This window comes from Rheinheimera sp. (genome assembly GCF_037442345.1).
Taxonomy (GTDB): Bacteria; Pseudomonadota; Gammaproteobacteria; order Enterobacterales; family Alteromonadaceae; genus Pararheinheimera.
The window spans coordinates 20,089-37,604 of the sequence record NZ_JBBIQL010000021.1; the positions used below are offsets into that span (position 1 = coordinate 20,089).

16 protein-coding genes are annotated in these 17,516 nt (G+C 53.3%); 14 read left to right on the forward strand and 2 right to left on the reverse strand.

All coding sequences use genetic code 11. The features are described 5' to 3' along the window. Positions 1–16 precede the first annotated feature (16 nt). The 8 genes from atpF (at position 17) to WKJ04_RS13675 (ending at position 8,723) form a co-directional block, all read left to right on the forward strand. Positions 17–487: a F0F1 ATP synthase subunit B gene (atpF, locus tag WKJ04_RS13640; protein ID WP_337841888.1), complete on the forward strand. Its 471-nt coding sequence runs from the start codon at positions 17–19 to the stop codon at positions 485–487. A gap of 12 nt (positions 488–499) precedes the next feature. Next, the gene (gene atpH / locus WKJ04_RS13645) at positions 500–1,033 is read left to right on the forward strand and encodes a F0F1 ATP synthase subunit delta (RefSeq protein WP_337880913.1); all 534 of its coding nucleotides are present in this window, start codon (positions 500–502) and stop codon (positions 1,031–1,033) included. Positions 1,034–1,047: 14 nt separating this feature from the next. Further along, the gene (gene atpA / locus WKJ04_RS13650) at positions 1,048–2,589 is read left to right on the forward strand and encodes a F0F1 ATP synthase subunit alpha (RefSeq protein WP_337880914.1); all 1,542 of its coding nucleotides are present in this window, start codon (positions 1,048–1,050) and stop codon (positions 2,587–2,589) included. A 54-nt stretch (positions 2,590–2,643) separates the two neighbouring features. Next, positions 2,644–3,504, forward strand: a complete 861-nt coding sequence (atpG, locus tag WKJ04_RS13655; protein ID WP_337880915.1) for a F0F1 ATP synthase subunit gamma — start codon at positions 2,644–2,646, stop codon at positions 3,502–3,504. A gap of 39 nt (positions 3,505–3,543) precedes the next feature. Next, positions 3,544–4,929 carry a F0F1 ATP synthase subunit beta gene (gene atpD, locus WKJ04_RS13660; protein WP_337880916.1) on the forward strand — a complete coding sequence of 462 codons (1,386 nt, stop codon included), beginning with the start codon at positions 3,544–3,546 and terminating at the stop codon, positions 4,927–4,929. A gap of 22 nt (positions 4,930–4,951) precedes the next feature. Continuing rightward, positions 4,952–5,368 (forward strand): F0F1 ATP synthase subunit epsilon, encoded by a 417-nt coding sequence (locus tag WKJ04_RS13665; RefSeq protein WP_337880917.1) that lies wholly within the window; start codon positions 4,952–4,954, stop codon positions 5,366–5,368. 260 nt (positions 5,369–5,628) lie between these two features. Continuing rightward, complete coding sequence (glmU, locus tag WKJ04_RS13670) at positions 5,629–6,993, forward strand: bifunctional UDP-N-acetylglucosamine diphosphorylase/glucosamine-1-phosphate N-acetyltransferase GlmU (RefSeq protein ID WP_337880918.1); 1,365 nt, start codon at positions 5,629–5,631, stop codon at positions 6,991–6,993. A gap of 152 nt (positions 6,994–7,145) precedes the next feature. Beyond that, positions 7,146–8,723 (forward strand): winged helix-turn-helix domain-containing protein, encoded by a 1,578-nt coding sequence (locus WKJ04_RS13675; protein WP_337880919.1) that lies wholly within the window; start codon positions 7,146–7,148, stop codon positions 8,721–8,723. On the opposite strand, the gene WKJ04_RS13680 is transcribed toward WKJ04_RS13675, so the two are convergent. Together WKJ04_RS13680 and WKJ04_RS13685 are read right to left on the reverse strand one after the other, a co-directional pair. Next, positions 8,689–9,753, reverse strand: a complete 1,065-nt coding sequence (locus WKJ04_RS13680; RefSeq protein ID WP_337880920.1) for a serine hydrolase — start codon at positions 9,751–9,753, stop codon at positions 8,689–8,691. The genes WKJ04_RS13675 and WKJ04_RS13680 overlap by 35 nt on opposite strands. 138 nt (positions 9,754–9,891) lie before the next feature. Then, complete coding sequence (locus tag WKJ04_RS13685) at positions 9,892–10,077, reverse strand: hypothetical protein (RefSeq protein WP_337841879.1); 186 nt, start codon at positions 10,075–10,077, stop codon at positions 9,892–9,894. A gap of 218 nt (positions 10,078–10,295) precedes the next feature. On the opposite strand from WKJ04_RS13685, the gene WKJ04_RS13690 reads away from it, so the two are divergent. From WKJ04_RS13690 to WKJ04_RS13715, 6 genes are all read left to right on the forward strand, one after another. Then, on the forward strand, positions 10,296–11,084 hold the full coding sequence (locus tag WKJ04_RS13690; RefSeq protein ID WP_337880921.1) for a DUF4198 domain-containing protein: 789 nt from the start codon (positions 10,296–10,298) through the stop codon (positions 11,082–11,084). A 9-nt stretch (positions 11,085–11,093) separates the two neighbouring features. Next, complete coding sequence (locus WKJ04_RS13695) at positions 11,094–11,987, forward strand: hypothetical protein (protein ID WP_337880922.1); 894 nt, start codon at positions 11,094–11,096, stop codon at positions 11,985–11,987. Further along, entirely contained in the window at positions 11,987–13,285 is a 1,299-nt protein-coding gene (locus WKJ04_RS13700) for a DUF2271 domain-containing protein (protein WP_337880923.1), read from the forward strand. Before WKJ04_RS13695 ends, WKJ04_RS13700 begins: the two co-directional genes overlap by 1 nt. Positions 13,286–13,472: 187 nt before the next feature. Further along, the gene (locus WKJ04_RS13705; protein ID WP_337880924.1) at positions 13,473–15,779 is read left to right on the forward strand and encodes a TonB-dependent hemoglobin/transferrin/lactoferrin family receptor; all 2,307 of its coding nucleotides are present in this window, start codon (positions 13,473–13,475) and stop codon (positions 15,777–15,779) included. 122 nt (positions 15,780–15,901) lie between these two features. Beyond that, positions 15,902–16,645 (forward strand): ZIP family metal transporter, encoded by a 744-nt coding sequence (locus tag WKJ04_RS13710; protein WP_337880925.1) that lies wholly within the window; start codon positions 15,902–15,904, stop codon positions 16,643–16,645. A 97-nt stretch (positions 16,646–16,742) separates the two neighbouring features. Beyond that, the gene (locus tag WKJ04_RS13715; protein WP_337880926.1) at positions 16,743–17,513 is read left to right on the forward strand and encodes a DeoR family transcriptional regulator; all 771 of its coding nucleotides are present in this window, start codon (positions 16,743–16,745) and stop codon (positions 17,511–17,513) included. The last annotated feature ends 3 nt before the right edge of the window (positions 17,514–17,516 follow it).

Consider the following 17,516-nt stretch of genomic DNA (forward strand, 5'->3'; position numbering starts at 1 on the left):
TTAAGGAGAAGCGGCCGTGAATATTAACGCCACTCTCATTGGTGAATTAATCGCGTTCCTGGTGTTCGTACTGTTCTGTATGAAGTACGTATGGCCACCAATCATCGGTGCGATTGAAGCCCGCCAGCAGAAAATTGCAGACGGTTTAGCCGCGACAGATCGCGCTGAACAGGACCTGCGTCTGGCGCAAGAGAAAGCGAAACAGCAGTTGACTGAAGCAAAAGCCCAGGCTTCTGCGTTAATCGACCAGGCGAAAAAGCGTGAACAGCAGATTATCGACGAAGCTGCGGTGAAAGCTCAGGCAGAGCGGGACAAAATCCTGGCTCAGGCCAAAGCCGAGGTTGAAGCTGAACGGATCAGAGCGAAAGAAGAACTCCGCAAACAAGTGGCTGCCCTGGCAGTGGCTGGTGCTGAGAAGATTCTGCAGCGTTCTATTGATGAAGCTGCACACAGCGACATCCTGGAAAAGCTGGTCGCAGAACTTTAATGAGGATGAGCCATGTCTGAACTGACTAATTTAGCTCGTCCGTACGCCAAAGCTGCGTTTGAGTTTGCGGTAGAACACAAAGCGCTGGATGCCTGGCAAGGTATGTTGTTTTTCGCTGCGGAAGTAGCGAAAAACGGCTACGTTGCTGAGCAACTGCACAATGGTGCTGCGGCAGAACAACAGGCTGCGTTCTTTATTCAGGTTTGTGGCGAGCAATTAGATGCTCATGGCCAGAACTTTATTAAAGTCATGGCGGAAAATCATCGCCTGCTGGCGCTGCCAGCCGTGTTTGATGCCTATGTTGCATTAAAAGCAGAGTACGAAAAAGAAGCGACCGTCGAGGTGGTTTCTGCGTCTGCGCTCAATGCAGCACAACAGGACAAACTGGCTGCGGCTTTATCGCAACGTTTAGCACGCAAAGTAAAATTGAATTGTAGTGTAGACCCGACCGTCGTTGGCGGCATGTTGATCAAAGCCGGTGATATGGTGATCGACGGCTCGGTTCGTGGCAAGTTAGACCGTTTAGCTACTGCACTGCAGTCATAATTGGGGATTAGAGCATGCAACTGAATTCCACTGAAATCTCTGAACTGATCAAAAAACGTATTGAGCAGTTTGAAGTTGTCAGTGAAGCTCGCAACGAAGGTACTATCGTCGCTGTAACCGACGGTATTATCCGCATCAACGGCCTGGCCGATTGTATGCAAGGCGAAATGATTGAGCTTCCTGGCAACCGCTACGCTATCGCACTGAACTTAGAGCGCAGCTCTGTAGGTGCCGTAGTGATGGGTCCCTATGCGGACCTGCGCGAAGGTACCAAAGTAAAAGCCACTGGCCGTATCCTGGAAGTTCCGGTTGGTCCAGGCCTGTTAGGCCGAGTGGTCAACACTCTGGGTGAACCAATCGATGGTAAAGGTCCAATTGATGCGGCTGGTTTCGCTCCGGTAGAAAAAATTGCTCCGGGCGTAATCGATCGTCGTTCAGTCGACCAACCTCTGCAAACTGGTTACAAATCTGTTGACTCGATGATCCCAATCGGTCGTGGTCAGCGTGAATTGCTGATCGGTGACCGTCAGACCGGTAAAACGGCACTGGCCATCGACGCCATCATCAACCAGAAAGCGTCTGGCGTAAAATGTATCTATGTCGCTATCGGTCAGAAAGCTTCGACCATTGCGAACGTAGTGCGTAAGCTGGAAGAGCACGGCGCTCTGGCCCACACTATTGTTGTGGTTGCATCAGCTTCTGAAGCGGCCGCTCTGCAATTCCTGGCGCCGTACTCTGGCTGTACCATGGGTGAATACTTCCGTGACCGCGGTGAAGATGCACTGATCGTCTACGATGACCTGTCGAAGCAGGCTGTTGCTTACCGTCAAATCTCTCTGCTGTTACGTCGTCCACCAGGCCGTGAAGCCTACCCAGGTGACGTATTCTATTTACACAGCCGTCTGTTAGAGCGTGCATCACGCGTAAACGAGCACTATGTTGAGCGTTTAACTAACGGTGAAGTGAAAGGCAAAACCGGTTCTTTAACTGCGCTGCCAATTATCGAAACTCAGGCTGGTGACGTATCTGCGTTCGTACCAACCAACGTAATTTCGATCACTGACGGTCAGATCTTCCTGGAATCAGGCCTGTTCAACGCCGGTATCCGTCCAGCCGTTAACGCTGGTATTTCGGTATCCCGTGTGGGTGGTGCTGCTCAGACCAAGATCATCAAGAAGCTGGGTGGCGGTATCCGTCTGGCCTTGGCTCAGTACAACGAACTGGCAGCATTCGCTCAGTTCGCTTCAGATCTGGATGACGCGACCCGTGCTCAGTTAGAACACGGTCAGAAAGTGACAGAGCTGATGAAACAGCTGCAATACGCTCCAATGGGCGTCGCTGATATGGGTGTGTCTATTTTCGCGATTGAAAAAGGCTACATGAAAGACATCGAAGTGGCGAAAATCCTGGATTTCGAAGCTGCTCTGATCGCTTACATGCACGCTGAACACGCTCAGTTCATGGCTGATCTGAACAAAACCGGTAACTACAACGACCAGATCGAAGCGACCTTAAAAGGCGCTATTGAGAAGTTTAAAGCGACTCAGACCTGGTAAGCCTGTTGGGTGGGGCTTGCCCTGCCCGACCGTTGAAATATTCGGAGATTAGTCATGGCCGGCGCAAAAGAGATAAAAAGTAAGATCGGGAGTATTAACAATACTCGTAAGATCACCAGCGCTATGGAAAAGGTGGCAGTCAGCAAAATGCGCAAAGCGCAGGAGCGGGTTGCACACTCTCGTCCATATGCGGAAGGTATGCGCAAAGTGATCGGCAATATCGCGAATGGCAACATTGAATACCGTCACCCGTTCTTAACTGAACGTCCGGTAAAAAATGTCGGCTACATCGTGATATCGACAGACCGTGGCCTTTGCGGCGGCTTGAATACCAACGAGTTCAAACGTATTGCCAATGACATGAAAGGCTGGAAAGACCAGGGCGTACAAGCTCAGGTTGCAGTGATCGGTAACAAAGCCACGGCGTTTTTCAAACGTTTCGGCGGCAAAGTGCTGGCACAACAAACCGGCCCGGGTGATAACCCACGTCTGGCTGACGTAATTGGCTCTGTACGCGTGATGTTAACCGCGTACGAAGAAGGCCGTATTGACCGCTTGTTCCTGGTATTTAACCGTTTTGTCAATACCATGAAGCAAGAGCCGGTGATCGAACAACTCTTACCTTTGCCAAAAGCAGACGTAGCGGCGAAAAGCCACAGTTGGGATTACATCTACGAGCCGGATCCAAAAGTGATTTTAGATAAATTACTGGACCGTTACGTAGAGTCTCAGGTGTACCAGGGCGTTGTAGAAAATGCGGCCAGCGAACAAGCGGCCCGTATGGTAGCGATGAAAGCTGCTACCGATAACGCCGGTAACTTAATGGACGACCTGAAACTGGTTTACAACAAAGCTCGTCAGGCAGCTATTACCCAGGAACTCAGCGAAATCGTCGCTGGTGCCGCTGCGGTCTAAGGCTTAGGTATACAGGTTTGAGAAATTAGAGGAATTAACATGAGTCAAGGTAAGGTAGTCCAAATCATTGGCGCCGTTGTGGATATCGACTTTCCACAAGATGCGGTACCTGGTATCTACGCCGCTTTGAACGTCACAAGCGGCGACCTGGCTGGCTTAGTACTTGAAGTACAACAGCAGTTGGGTGGCGGTACTGTGCGTGCTATCGCGTTAGGTTCCACCGACGGTCTGCGTCGTGGTACTGAAGTAGCTAACACAGGCAAGCCAATTGAAGTTCCAGTAGGTAAAGCCACACTGGGTCGTATCATGAACGTGTTGGGTGAGCCAATCGATGAAGCGGGCCCAATTGGTGAAGAAGAGCGTTGGGCCATCCACCGTTCTGCTCCAAGCTACGAAGATCAGGCCGCTTCTAACGCGCTGTTAGAAACAGGCATTAAGGTTATCGACCTGGTATGTCCGTTCGCCAAAGGCGGTAAAGTAGGTCTGTTCGGTGGTGCGGGTGTTGGTAAAACCGTCAACATGATGGAGCTGATCCGTAACATCGCGATCGAGCACAGCGGTTATTCTGTATTCGCCGGTGTAGGTGAGCGTACCCGTGAAGGTAACGACTTCTACCACGAAATGAACGATTCAAACGTTCTGGACAAAGTATCACTGGTGTACGGTCAGATGAACGAACCACCAGGCAACCGTCTGCGCGTTGCTCTGACCGGTTTGACCATGGCTGAGAAGTTCCGTGACGAAGGCCGTGATGTTCTGTTCTTCGTGGACAACATCTACCGTTACACGCTCGCGGGAACCGAGGTATCTGCACTGTTAGGCCGTATGCCTTCAGCCGTAGGTTACCAGCCAACACTGGCGGAAGAGATGGGCGTTCTGCAAGAGCGTATCACTTCAACCAAAACGGGTTCTATCACCTCTATCCAGGCCGTTTACGTTCCTGCGGACGACTTGACTGACCCGTCACCAGCAACCACCTTCTCGCACTTGGATGCGACAGTGGTACTGAGCCGTAACATTGCTGCTCTGGGTATCTACCCAGCCATCGACCCTCTGGATTCAACGTCACGTCAGTTGGACCCACTGGTAATCGGTAAAGAGCACTATGAAGTGGCCCGTGGTGTTCAGTCCGTTCTGCAACGTTACAAAGAACTGAAAGACATCATCGCGATCCTGGGTATGGACGAGCTGTCAGACGCTGACCGCACCACCGTATTCCGCGCTCGTAAGATCCAACGTTTCCTGTCACAGCCATTCTTCGTTGCTGAAGTATTCACTGGCTCACCAGGTAAATACGTTCCGCTGAAAGAAACTATCCGTGGTTTCAAAGGCATCCTGGACGGTGAGTTTGACCACCTGCCAGAGCAAGCCTTCTACATGGTTGGTTCTATCGACGAAGCGATCGAAAAAGCGAAGAAGCTGTAATATACAGCTTTAGGAGAGCGAAATGGCAATGACAGTACAACTGGATGTGGTAAGCGCCGAAGAGCGGATCTTTTCTGGTCTGGTGGAATCCATTCAGGTTACAGGTAGCGAAGGTGAGCTGGGTATTCTGCCTGGTCACATTCCGCTTCTGACTGGCATCAAGCCAGGTATGGTACGTATCGTCAAACAGTTCGGTGAAGAGCAGCTGCTGTATGTAGCTGGCGGAGTGCTGGAAGTTCAGCCTCATACTGTCACTGTGCTGGCGGACGTGGCTGTACGCGCCGAGGACTTAGACGAGCAGGCCGCTTTAGCTGCGCAGAAACGTGCAGAAGAAGCGATGCAACATGCGGGGGCTGACTTCAACTATGCTGAAGCCGCTGCCCAACTGGCCGAAGCTATCGCCCAGTTACGTCTGATCCAGAAAATGCGCAAGAAGTAATTGCTACACCAAGCATTTGAAAAGCCACCTTCGGGTGGCTTTTTTATTCCGGACTTCCTGTCCTCCACCCAAAGGGCCAACCTGCGGTTGTTACAATCCGTTCCCGACGGATTATTATTCCAGGCATCCTGCCTTTCACCCAGAGGCCATCGTCGCTGCGCTTCGATGTTCAACATTGTTCCCGACGGATCATCTATTCACTGAAATTTCAGTTTGAATTCGTTAGAATCCGAACATTACACCCTGCGTAAGGAAAGGTTATGGCTTTAAATGTTGTGATCCTGGCGGCTGGTAAAGGCACCCGGATGAAATCTGCGTTACCCAAGGTGCTGCATAAAGTAGCGGAACGCTCTATGGTGCAGCATGTGATTGATACGGCGCGCTCATTGGGTGCCGGAGCGGTTAATCTGGTGTACGGTTATGGCGCTGAACAGTTGCAGGCTGCTTTGGGTGATCAGCCACTGAACTGGGTGTTGCAGGCTGAGCAGTTAGGCACAGGCCATGCGGTGCAACAGGCGGTGCCTCATATCGCTGACAGCGATGTGGTGCTGGTGCTCTACGGTGATGTACCACTGACCCGTAAAGAAACACTGGAAGCCTTGTTAGCTGCCCGTCCTGCGGAGGGGCTGGCCATTCTGACCGTCAAGCTGACTAACCCGACCGGTTATGGCCGCATTATGCGCGAGAGCGGCCAGGTGGTGGGTATTGTTGAGCAGAAAGACGCCACGCCGGAACAATTACTGATTAATGAAGTGAACAGCGGCATTATGGCCCTGCCAGGTAAACAGTTGAAGCAGTGGTTAGGGAAGCTGCAAAACAACAATGCGCAGGGCGAGTTCTACCTGACGGACATCATCGCGATGGCGCATGCGGATGGTGTGGCTATTGCCACAGCGCATCCGGCCAATCCAATTGAAACCGAAGGCGCGAATAACCGCGTACAGCTGGCGCAGCTGGAGCGGGCTTATCAGGCACGTAAAGCCGAAGAGCTGATGCTGAACGGCGCCAATCTGCGTGACCCGGCCCGCATTGATGTACGTGGTGAGGTGACAGTGGGCAGTGACGTGATGATTGACGTGAATGTGATTTTCGAAGGCAAAGTGGTTCTGGGCAATGGTGTGGTGATTGGTGCCAACAGCATCCTGAAAGACTGCACTATTGGCGATAACACGGAAATCAAACCAAATACCATGGTGGATTCGTCAGTCATTGGTGCCGGCTGTTCTGTTGGTCCTTATGCCCGCATCCGGCCGGATTCTGTGCTGGCCGACGACAGCCATGTCGGTAACTTTGTCGAGCTGAAAAAGGCTCAGTTGGGCCAAGGCTCCAAAGCTAACCATCTGACCTATTTGGGCGATGCCGTGATTGGCAGCAAAGTGAATATTGGCGCCGGTACCATTACCTGTAACTACGATGGCGCCAATAAGTTTGTCACCACCATTGAAGACGGCGTTTTTGTTGGTTCGAACAGTTCGTTGGTGGCGCCAATCACCCTGGGGCAAAACAGTACCGTAGGGGCTGGCTCCGTGGTCACTGCCAGCGTGGCGGCCGATGAACTGGTGGTCGCGCGTTCGAAGCAGCGTCATATCAGTGGCTGGAAGCGCCCGGTCAAACTCAAAAAATAGCACCTGTCATCCGCCCTGTGTGGCCCAGGATCATTGTCTGCAAAAGTCCCCGCTAACACCGGGGATTTTTTGTTGATGGACCTATGTATACTGGGGTACAGGTTTTTGTATCGCAGTGAGGCTGCGAATGCGTAGCCATGCCAAGGACCAAGATGAATTCGATACCGCCCCTGTATTTTCAAACCGCCAACCTGCTGATCGACAGCAGCCGTCACAGTGTTCGCCGTGATGGCCAGGCAATAGCGCTCCCACCTTTGTCCTATAAGTTTTTGCTGGTGCTGGTGGCTGCCCGGGGCCAGGTGGTCAGTACGGATGAACTGGCTGAAAAAGTCTGGCAAAAAAATTATGTCAGCGACGAAACCATCAGCCAGCGCGCCTCGTTGTTACGCAAAGCGCTGGAAGACACAGCTGATCGTTACTTTGAAACGGTGCGGGGGACAGGTTACCGTTGGGTGGCCGATGTTGTTTTGCTGGACAGCCTGGTCAGCAAACCCGGATCGCCGCCTGATGGCCATTGGACGACAACAGCAAAAAAACTGTTGTTGGCAGTGGCTGGAATGGTCGCGTTGCTCGCGACTGCAGTGGTACTGCTACAACCGGCCAGCACTGAAACCAGCGGCAAGCCAAGTCAGCCGCTATCGGATCATGATCTGCTGTTGCAAAAAGCCAAAGCTTACGCCGCTCAGTTTAATGCCGCCGCCAACCCTCATGCCATTCAATTGTTCCGTGATGTGCTGGCGCTGGACCCTGGCTCGGAAAGCGCGAAGTTCGGACTGGCGGTGGCCTTATTACACCAGGTTTCTAAATTTAACGGCGAGCAGTTGTTGCTGCAGGAAACCGATCGGCTGTCGGCCGATCTGCTGGCGGCACAACCGGCCAACGCGAAGCGGCTTTGGTTACGCGCTTTTTATTTTGACGTGCTTGGCCAGATCAACAGTGCGACGGCACTCTATGAACAGGCGCTGGTGCAGGATGCGAATTTAACCGAAGCCAAAGGCGGGCTGGCTTACCTCTACCGGCAAAAAGGCCGGCTGCATGAAGCGTTGCATTTAAACATGGATATTATCGGCAGCGCGCTGCACTACCAGTTTCTGCAGGTGGCCGAGTGTCTGGCACTGGCGGGTTTAACTGACCTGGCCCGGGGATGGCACCAGCGTGCGTATCAACTGGCGCCGGATTCTGCTGTGGTGATTTCTGCGCTGGCCAGGTTTGAACTGACTCAAGGCAATGATGGCAAAGCTGAAGCGCTGCTCACTGCTTTGCATGCCAAAGGTATGGGCTCGGTGCAAAGTTATGAAACTGCCGCTATTCTGGCGCTGCGCAAGCAGCAGCCGGAACACGCGAAGAATTTACTGCAGCAAGCGGCCGGGTTGAGGCCAGCGTCAGATTACACCAGGGCCTGGCTGAGCTGGCTTAATGGCGACGATCAGCGCCTGAACCAGATCCAGGTTACCGTCGAAGATTGGCCTGATTTATGGGTGTACCGCGCCATCGGCCTGTTGGCCAGCCGGCAGCGGCAGGACGCTGTCGAGGCGCTGCAGCAGGCACAGCTCAATGGCTACCTGGACTATCGTTTTATTCAGCAGTTGCCCGTGTTTCATCAGCTTGATGACGACGCGGCCTATCAGAGCACGTTGCAGGCAATGGCGCGTGCTGCCGACAGCGAACGCGCCAAAATAGAAATCTACGTGTTGCCTAAACTGAACGGGCTGATAGTGCCGGCAAAATAACCGTCTGCATCAGCTGGTGAATTTGCCGGTGCATGTAGTGGGTGTTGTAGGCGCTGCTGGTGGTGACCACCGTGGCATTGTAGGCCGGAATGACAAACAGGTAGTTGCCGCCATTGCCAGCTGCCGCATAGGCTTTAATGGTCTTGCCATTGATCGGATAGCTAAATATCCACCAGGTTAAGCCATAATCGGCGTGCATTTCAGACATAGCTTCTGAATACGGCGTAAAACTCTTTTGCAGCCAATCGGCACTGACCAGCGACTTGCCTTGCCATTGGCCTTTATTCAACATCAGCTGGCCGATTTTCAGTAAGTCAGGGGCTTTGATTTTCAGGCCTCCACCGCCCTGAGTCAGCCCTTTGGGGCTATAAGGCCAACTGACTTCGTGAATACCTAAAGGCGTGAACAACTGCTGCTGAGCGTAATCCGACAGCTTCATTTTTGTTTTGCGTTCGATGGCCGCACCGGTCAGAAACACACCGGCAGTGCAGTAAGCAAAATCCCGGCCGTAAGGCTGGTCTGCGGGCGCTTTTTCCCAGGGCGCGTGGCCCCGTTCAGGCAGGTTGAGTACAAAGGACAGCCAGTCGGCCTGCAGATACATACGTTCTTCATTGCCAGCCGAATACTCTGTCCAGTCGTTGCATTCCAATGGGTTGGTCATACTGAGCAGCTGAAAAAAAGTCATGGCTGTTTTGGCTTTAGTGGCAAACAACAATGGCTGGTAATCGGCAAATACCGGCAACACCAGATCCTGTTCTGATGTAAACAGCTGTTGCTGCAGCGCCATACCAAACAGCAGGCTGGTGACAGACTTACTTGCCGAGCGAATGTCATGCAACGCTCTGGCAGAGCTGCCGTTAAAATACTGCTCGTACAGCAGCTGGTTGTGTTGCTGCACTAAAATGCCAGCCATCTTTTGCAGCTTCAGTGCTTCAATGTCCGCCTGAATAGCCAGAGGTTCTGCGGCCTGAAGCCAAGGGCTCAGGCCTAACGTGATGCTGAAGATGAGTTTTTGTAGTAGTGGTTTCATTACCGGGTCTCCTGATATGTGACCCGGTCAGCTTGCGTGAAATGGCGCTGACTCGCCTGAAGTTTTGCTGAAGATGGCTGAAGAATGGCGGAATATAAAGCGAAGGCGGTGTGATCAGGGTTCCCTATGAAACTCTGGTTAAAATAACGCCGTCAGCAGGCTCATCGGGAAAATCAGTTCCGGTACCAGCAAAGCCTGGTGATGCAGACTCAGACTGAGCCACTGCAAGGCAGCATCAAAAGCTGTCATCAACACCACCAGCAAAACGAAAGTTTGGGCCAGTTGTCTGAAGCCTGGTAACTGGAAGGGGTCTTTGGTTTTCATGCGATGCTCTCCTGCTCAGAACTATGGATTAGTCGCGTTGTGGCTAAAAATAGTTGGAACTCACCGCAATTTTTTTTAGACAGTCATAAAACGCAAAAATGCCCGCATGAAATGTAAAGATAGATCAGTAAGATAAGATCTAGTTGCAAATAGTTATCATTTGATCAAGAATGTCGGCCCTAAGATAAATGAGAATAAATCTCAATTAAGGAGCCGTTATGCTGAAACTGAAAACCAGCTGCATGGCCGCACTGCTGCTGGCAAGTGCAGCTGCTGTCGCCCATACCCCTTATCTGGCACCGGAGAGTTTTGAACCAGTGAACAACTGGGTCACCTTGGATGCTGCCTTTGCTGAAAAATTCTTTTTGCCTGAAGTGAAGTTTGATCAGAGCGAATTCAGCGTCACACAACCGGATGGTCAGAAGGTCAAACCCAGCGAACTGTTTGTAGGTAAAACCCGTACCATGCTGGCGCATGAAGTTAAAGCCGAAGGAACCTACCGTTTCAGCACAGGCCAGCGGTATGGCGCTGTATTTCGCAGCTGGCAACAAGATGGCAAAGTGAAAAACAGCCGTGACCCCAATGAAGCTGTGCCCGCAGGTGCCAGGCTGCTGGCGCATTTCCAGTCGGTGACTCTGGCTGAAACCTATGTCAGCAAAGGAGCTCCGGATAAAGCCGCATTAAAACCCAGTGGCCAGGGTCTGGAACTGGAATTTATCAGCCATCCGAATGATTTGTATATCGACACCCCGGTGCGTGCCCGGCTGCTGTTTAATGGCAAAGGTCTGGCTGGCCAGAAAGTAGAGTTGTTTCAGGCGGGTCAGACCGAGCCTGAAAGCAAAGCAGTGCAACAACTGACCAGCAATGCCCAGGGTGATATTGAATTCAGCGTGAAAAACAAAGGCAGCTATCTGCTGCTGAACCGTTACCGCACCGACGCGCCGGATGGCGCCAAAGCGCCGACTTATAGCTACAGCTACACCGCTGTGGTTGAAATCACTGAATAGGACATCCCCATGAAAACAACGAACAAAGCCCTGAGTCTGTTTCTGGCCATCAGCAGCTGCTACCTGATGGCGGCCGAGCCGGCTAAAACCAAAGGCCACCAGCCAACCCCTGAAAGCAAAGCCAGTTTTATCCGTGACTATGATCTGGACAAAGACGGTGTGGTCAGCGCGGAAGAATTTGCCCAGGTCCGCCAGCAGCGTTTCAGCGCTGGGGATGAAAACAAGGATGGCGTGCTGCAACTGGACGAATACGTCAATGAGTACGCCAACCGGCTGGATAAACGCCTGCATGCCGAGCGAGAAGGTCAGGTGAAACAAACCCATACCCGTATTGGTGCGTTGGACAAAGATAAATCCGGCAGCATCAGCCTGGCGGAGTACCAGGGCTCAGGGGATCGCGCTTTTGGTTTTATCGATACCAATAAAGACGGTGTGATTTCCAAAGCAGACCCTGCCCCAAAGCGTGAAAACACACAAAAACCTGAGCCAGTGCGGGCCCGCCCGGCATTGGTGATGCCAACCACCCACAGTGTGGTGGGCATGCTGGCGATGTATGACAAAAATGCCGATGGGCTGGTTACCAAAGAAGAATACCTGGCTGAGCGCACGGCAGCTTTTCAACGTACCGATCTGGATGGCAACGGTGACTTAAGTGCAGAGGAATACCTGAATGAATTTGTTGACCGGTTGGACCGTCAGGTGGCTAAAACCCGTGCGTCACAACTGAAACAAGCCGAAGTGCGTTTTGCTGCGTTGGATAAAGACAACAACCAGCAGATCAGTGGCGCAGAATACAACGCATCGGGCGACCGCATCTTTGCACGCTGGGACACGAACGCTGACAGAGCTGTCAGTATGAAAGAAGCCTTGCCTGCTATTGAACCTTCGCAGCGGGCGGATTGATGCGTGCATTGGTTCTGATGCTGGTGTTGGGTTTTGCCGGGCAATTGCAGGCAGAGCCTTACCGGCAGCCATGGCTGGACGCTGAGTTGTCACTCGAGCTAACCGGCATCGCTGACCGGCAATGGCAGCAGAAGCTGCCAGAGCTGCAGCTCTGGCTGAAAACGCAACAGCAGACCTATGACAAGCCCGGCCTGTCTGTTCAGCAACAGTGGCGGCAACGCTGCGAACAGCTGCGCCAGCAGCTGCATAATGCAGTGAGTTGTCGTTTGGGGGCGGCAACACAGCAGTGGCAACAGGCGGTGCTACAGAAGCAACTGCCAGATCGGGTCGCGTTGCGCCAGCAAAGCAGGCAACTGAATCAATTGTTGGCGTCAGATACTCAGATCCAGTGGGACTTTCAGGGGATGGCCAGAGCGGCAATGGCTCAGCAACTGACAGCAAAGCTGAAACAGCTGTGGCCACAAGCCAGCAGTTACCGTCTGACTCTGGCGGGTCTGTATTGGTACAGCGGCCCGGCGCAACCACTGCAGCTTGGAGAGTCCGCATTACAGCAGCTAAAAGTGACGCAGTTGTCACTGGCGCAGACAGAGCAAAGCCCTGGTTATCAAGTGGCGCACCGGACTTACAGCGCCGTACTGAACCCGGCTGATGGCTGGCCGGTGGAGTATGGACCCACGGCGACAGTGGCCACCGCCGATCTGGTGCTGGCCTGGGCTCTGGCACAAAGCCTGGCGGTACTTGCACCGCAACAAGGTTTACAACTGGCAAACCGACAGCAAAGCGCGGCCTTGCTGCAAACAGAACAAGGTCAGCTGCAGGCGTCAGACCTCTGGTATGCCTTGCTGGCGGATACACGCCAGCAACACAGCCAACATATGCAAATCCGGTATTTGCTGCCCGAATTACCGGGTGACGCCCGGCGGCCTTATCTGTCGCTCTGGCTGGCAGATGAGCAGCAACAACTGGTACGGCAGCTGGAAGTCTCGGGTGCGCAGCAGCGCTGGTGGCAGGAACTGCGGCATTGGTGGCGCAAGCAGGCGCGCCAGGCTCCGGAGCAATTTGACAGCCTGGCCGGTGCCACCCATAAAGCGGGCTGGCAGCAACTCAAGTGGGATGGCCGTGACCAGCTAGGGGCTGTGGTACCGGCCGGGCGCTACTGGTTGCACCTGGAGATCGCCAGAGAACAGGGTGGGCATCAGCATCTGAAATGGCCACTCGACTGGCAGCCGTCATTGGCGCCACAACAACACAAAATCAGCGGAGAACTCAGTGCCATCACATGGCAATTAGCTGATTAAAGCTCTGGTTTCCGTGACCACAAACCTCCGCCTGAGTAAGGCGGAGCATTCCGCATTCCCATGATTAAGTTACTGATTTTATTCAATAAATATTAAATAATTTTGTTGAGAGTAATTCTTATTTGATCTAATCTTGCCGCCAACAAAAACACATTCAGAGTCATTTCTGAACACGAAGGACCTACCTATGCTGACAAAAAAATCTCTGCTGGCGCTGGCCATCAGTACTGCTGTACTGAGCCCTGTGTACGCCGAAACGACCCCGACTGAACTGGAAGCCGTGACAGTTTCTGCTGACGCGCTGGACAGCAAAAAATCCAGCACTGCAGCCACTGTAGTGAAAAAAGCCGACGAGCTTGAAAAAGAACAGGCGCAGCAGCTGCAGGATTTAGTGCGGTATATTCCAGGCGTCAGCCTGACTGACCAGGGCCGTTTTGGCTCCTCAGGTTTTAATATTCGTGGCCTGGAAGGCAATCAGGTTGCCATCACAGTGGATGGTTTGTCGGCGGGCGAAACCTTAAACCCGGCATCTTATGCCTTCTATGACTTTTTCGCGGCGGGCCGTGGTGGCGTCGACCCGGATCTGGTCAAACAAATTGAAGTGGTCAAGGGCGCAGACGCCATTGCCGCCGGCAGTGGCTCTTTGGGGGGGGCTGTGCTTTTTGTGACCAAAGACCCGGCCGATTTCTTAACACCCGAAGGTGATGACGCGGCGCTGAAACTGAAAGCCGCCTACAACGGTGCCAATGACGAGCTGGCCACCACACTGACCGCTGCTGGTCGTGCTGGTGCCTGGGAAGCCCTGCTGGTGGGCACCCTGCGCAATGGGCATGAAATGGAAAACTACGACGATTCAGCAGAGAAGCAAGCCATGACCGGTTCAGGCCGCCCTGTGGCCGACCCGCTGGACAATCAAAGCCACAATATTCTGGCCAAAGTGAAGTACCAGGCTTCAGCCCGTCACGAGCTGGGGTTAACGGTTGAATCTTACAAAGCGGATACGGACACCAATAATCTGTCCTGGTTAAGCCGCAGCTATCTGACCCGCAACAGTGATGACCAGGTGAAGCGCCAGCGTGTAGGTATTAACCACCAGTGGCTGGCTGAAACTGCCTGGTTTGACAGCGCCAGTTCCAGCCTGGATTTTCAGACCACAGAAAACAACGCCTATACCCTGATGCTGGCCCCGGCCAGCACAGCGCGGCTTTGCTCGCCTGGCCCTTGCTACCGCAGTGAAGACCGGGATTATCAGCAGGACTTAACCAAGTTTGCCTTTGCGTTCGACAAAGAGCTGGCTGGCGAAGTGAACCAGCAGTTGTTATATGGCGGCAGCTTTGAGCAACGTTCTGTCGACTTCTCAGCCATCGACACCAGCTATGTCGGGCAAACCGATGAAATTGCCCGCCAGGACATAGACCCGGATTTTGTGCCGGAGACAGACGCCGACTCACTGGCATTTTATCTGCGTGACCATATTCAGTTTGCACAAAGCAAATTCAGCCTGCTGACAGGCGCCCGTTATGACCATGTTAGCTACAGCCCGACAGTGGGTGAAGGTTTTAACGACAGCACGGGTTCAGTGCGCGATTTATCCTTCAGTGCCCTGACCGGCCAGCTGACCGGCCGTTACCAGCTGGATGCAAAGCAGCGGTTTGAAGCGCAGGTCGGCCGTGGTTTCCGTGCACCGAGTACCGAAGAGCTGTATTTCCAGACCGCCAATGTCAGTCGCACTGAGCAGGCCACCGGCGTAGTGGTAGACGGCTTAAACAGTGCGCTGTCGAATCCGGATCTGGAAGCAGAATACAGCACCAATCTGGAACTGAGTTACCTGTGGCAAGGTGAACAAGGCCGGGTTCGTGTGGGGGTATTCCATGATAAGTACGACAACCTGATCACCCAGGTGACCAAAGTGCAAAACCCAGACACAGTGTACGAAAGCTGTTCCAGCTTTGGTTGCACTGTGACACAAGGCAACCCGTACACCATTAACGAAAACGTAGGTGAAGCCACAGTCAAAGGGCTGGAACTGGAAGGCAGCTGGCGGCTGAGCCCGGAGCTGGAACTGCGGCTGGCTTACAGTCACCTGGACGGTGAAGAAGGCAATGGTGACCCGCTGATCACCGCCAGCCCGGACAACCTGGTGCTGGGGGCTCAGTATCAGCTGACCACCTGGTGGCATCTGCACAGCAATTTGTCTTATACCGCCAAAGTGGAGGCCAAAGATGCTTATGAAACGGATGAAGACGGCGAACAGACGCCGCTGGTGACATACCTGCCGGGCAGCTCTGTGGTGCTGGATCTGGTCAGTAACTTCCAAATCGGTGACAGCTGGCAGGCCAGTCTGGGCGTCTATAACCTGCTGGACCGTGAATACTACCGTTGGGAGCGCATTCGCTACGCCGCCAGCAGCCGTAACAATATCAGTGCCGACGGCATCCAGCGGTACAGCGAACCTGGCCGCACCCTGCGCGCCAGCATCAGCTACAGTTTTTAGCCCTCCTTGTCTGGGCCTTTGCTCAACCACCTGCCTGGCAGGTGGTTTTTTTCGTTTAAGCTGCCATCACCCTCAGATCAAAGTTATAATGTCACATCTGTTTTACTGCCGGTTTCCCAGTCATGATTGAGTTGTACAGCCTGTGCGCCGCGGCCCTGGTAATGCTGGTGTCGTTATCCGGTGCTGTGTTGTTTTTATTGCCAGAACGACGCTTGCAGGCCTTTCTGCCACTGATCCTCAGCCTGGCCGTGGGGGTGCTGTTGGCCAACGCCTTTTTGCATTTGTTGCCGGATGCTCTGTCACACCAGCACGAAAGCCGCCCTGTACTGGCCTGGGTGCTGGCCGGGTTATTGGGCTTTTACCTGCTGGAGCGGTTGCTGAAACATAACCACCCTGAACTGCCGGGGCCACAAAGTTATGGCAAGGTGAACCTGGTGGCTGACGGCGTGCATAACTTTATTGATGGCGTGTTGATTGCCGGCAGTTTCCTGGTTGACCCTCTGCTGGGAGTCACCACCACAGTGGCTATTTTGATCCATGAACTGCCGCAGGAAATCTCCGATGTGGCCGTATTGCTGCATGCCGGCTTCAGCCGTAAAAAAGCCTTATTGTTTAATTTGCTGTCGGCCAGTGCCTGCCTGGTGGGCGTGGTGGTCACTCTGCTGATCAGCCATTGGATGACTCCCAACCTGAGTTACTTGCTGGCGGTTACCGCCGGTGCTTTTATCTACCTGGCCAGTGCCGATTTACTGCCCTTGCTGCGGCAACAACAGCAAAATAATAACCTGCTACAACCGCTGTTTATGCTGCTGGGTGTGCTGCTGATGTGGCTGCTGATGGGGCCTGAGCATAGCCACCAACACTGATCTGTTGTTATTTCACCTGCAATTTTAGCTGCCCCCTTTTTATTTAAGTTTCGTTTGTGTAAAATAACTTTCGAAACGAAACTTAAGTGAATGGCAGATGAACAAACGTAATACCCAGCAACGCCGCCGTCTGATCCTCGACCTGTTAAACCAACAGGGCGAAGTCAGTGTGGAGCAGCTGGCTGCCCATTTTGATACCTCTGAAGTCACTATTCGTAAAGACTTAACCGCCATGGAAGACATTGGCCTGTTGCTGCGTCGTTATGGCGGCGCCGTGCTGGTGCCACAAGAACTGATCCATGAAGCGGCGGTCGAACAAGTTTCACAACGAAAGTTACAGCTGGCCAAAGCAGCCGCCGCGCTGATCCGTGACCATAACCGCATTATTCTCGACAGTGGCAGCACTACAGCTGCGCTGTTGCCTGAGTTGTCGCATAAAACCGGCCTGGTGGTGATGACCAACTCGCTGGCCATTGCCAATGCGCTGCGCGAACTGGAAAACGAGCCGACATTGCTGATGACGGGGGGCAGCTGGGACGCGCAGTCCGAATCCTTTCAGGGCCAGCTGGCAGAGCAGATGCTGCGCGCCTATGATTTTGACCAGTTGTTTATTGGTGCCGACGGCATAGATCTGCAGCGTGGCACCACCACGTTTAACGAACTGACCAGCTTAAGCCGGGTGATGGCCGATGTGGCCCGCGAGGTGATAGTGATGGTCGAATCCGACAAAATCGGTCGGAAAATTCATAACCTGGAATTGCCCTGGTCTGTGGTCAGTGTGCTCGTCACCGACGACCAACTCAGCCTCGAGGCGAAACAGGCCATAACAGCGCATGGCGTCAAAGTGATTTGCGCCCCCCTTGTTTAACCG

Coding starts and splice junctions, on each gene's coding strand:
- WKJ04_RS13690 (WP_337880921.1), top strand. CDS start 10,296: ATGCTGAAACTGAAAACCAGCTGCATGGCCGCACTGCTGCTGGCAAGT.
- WKJ04_RS13675 (WP_337880919.1), top strand. CDS start 7,146: ATGAATTCGATACCGCCCCTGTATTTTCAAACCGCCAACCTGCTGATC.
- atpG (WP_337880915.1), top strand. CDS start 2,644: ATGGCCGGCGCAAAAGAGATAAAAAGTAAGATCGGGAGTATTAACAAT.
- WKJ04_RS13710 (WP_337880925.1), top strand. CDS start 15,902: ATGATTGAGTTGTACAGCCTGTGCGCCGCGGCCCTGGTAATGCTGGTG.
- WKJ04_RS13700 (WP_337880923.1), top strand. CDS start 11,987: ATGCGTGCATTGGTTCTGATGCTGGTGTTGGGTTTTGCCGGGCAATTG.
- WKJ04_RS13695 (WP_337880922.1), top strand. CDS start 11,094: ATGAAAACAACGAACAAAGCCCTGAGTCTGTTTCTGGCCATCAGCAGC.
- atpA (WP_337880914.1), top strand. CDS start 1,048: ATGCAACTGAATTCCACTGAAATCTCTGAACTGATCAAAAAACGTATT.
- atpH (WP_337880913.1), top strand. CDS start 500: ATGTCTGAACTGACTAATTTAGCTCGTCCGTACGCCAAAGCTGCGTTT.
- WKJ04_RS13680 (WP_337880920.1), bottom strand. CDS start 9,753: ATGAAACCACTACTACAAAAACTCATCTTCAGCATCACGTTAGGCCTG.
- WKJ04_RS13665 (WP_337880917.1), top strand. CDS start 4,952: ATGGCAATGACAGTACAACTGGATGTGGTAAGCGCCGAAGAGCGGATC.
- glmU (WP_337880918.1), top strand. CDS start 5,629: ATGGCTTTAAATGTTGTGATCCTGGCGGCTGGTAAAGGCACCCGGATG.
- WKJ04_RS13685 (WP_337841879.1), bottom strand. CDS start 10,077: ATGAAAACCAAAGACCCCTTCCAGTTACCAGGCTTCAGACAACTGGCC.
- WKJ04_RS13705 (WP_337880924.1), top strand. CDS start 13,473: ATGCTGACAAAAAAATCTCTGCTGGCGCTGGCCATCAGTACTGCTGTA.
- WKJ04_RS13715 (WP_337880926.1), top strand. CDS start 16,743: ATGAACAAACGTAATACCCAGCAACGCCGCCGTCTGATCCTCGACCTG.
- atpD (WP_337880916.1), top strand. CDS start 3,544: ATGAGTCAAGGTAAGGTAGTCCAAATCATTGGCGCCGTTGTGGATATC.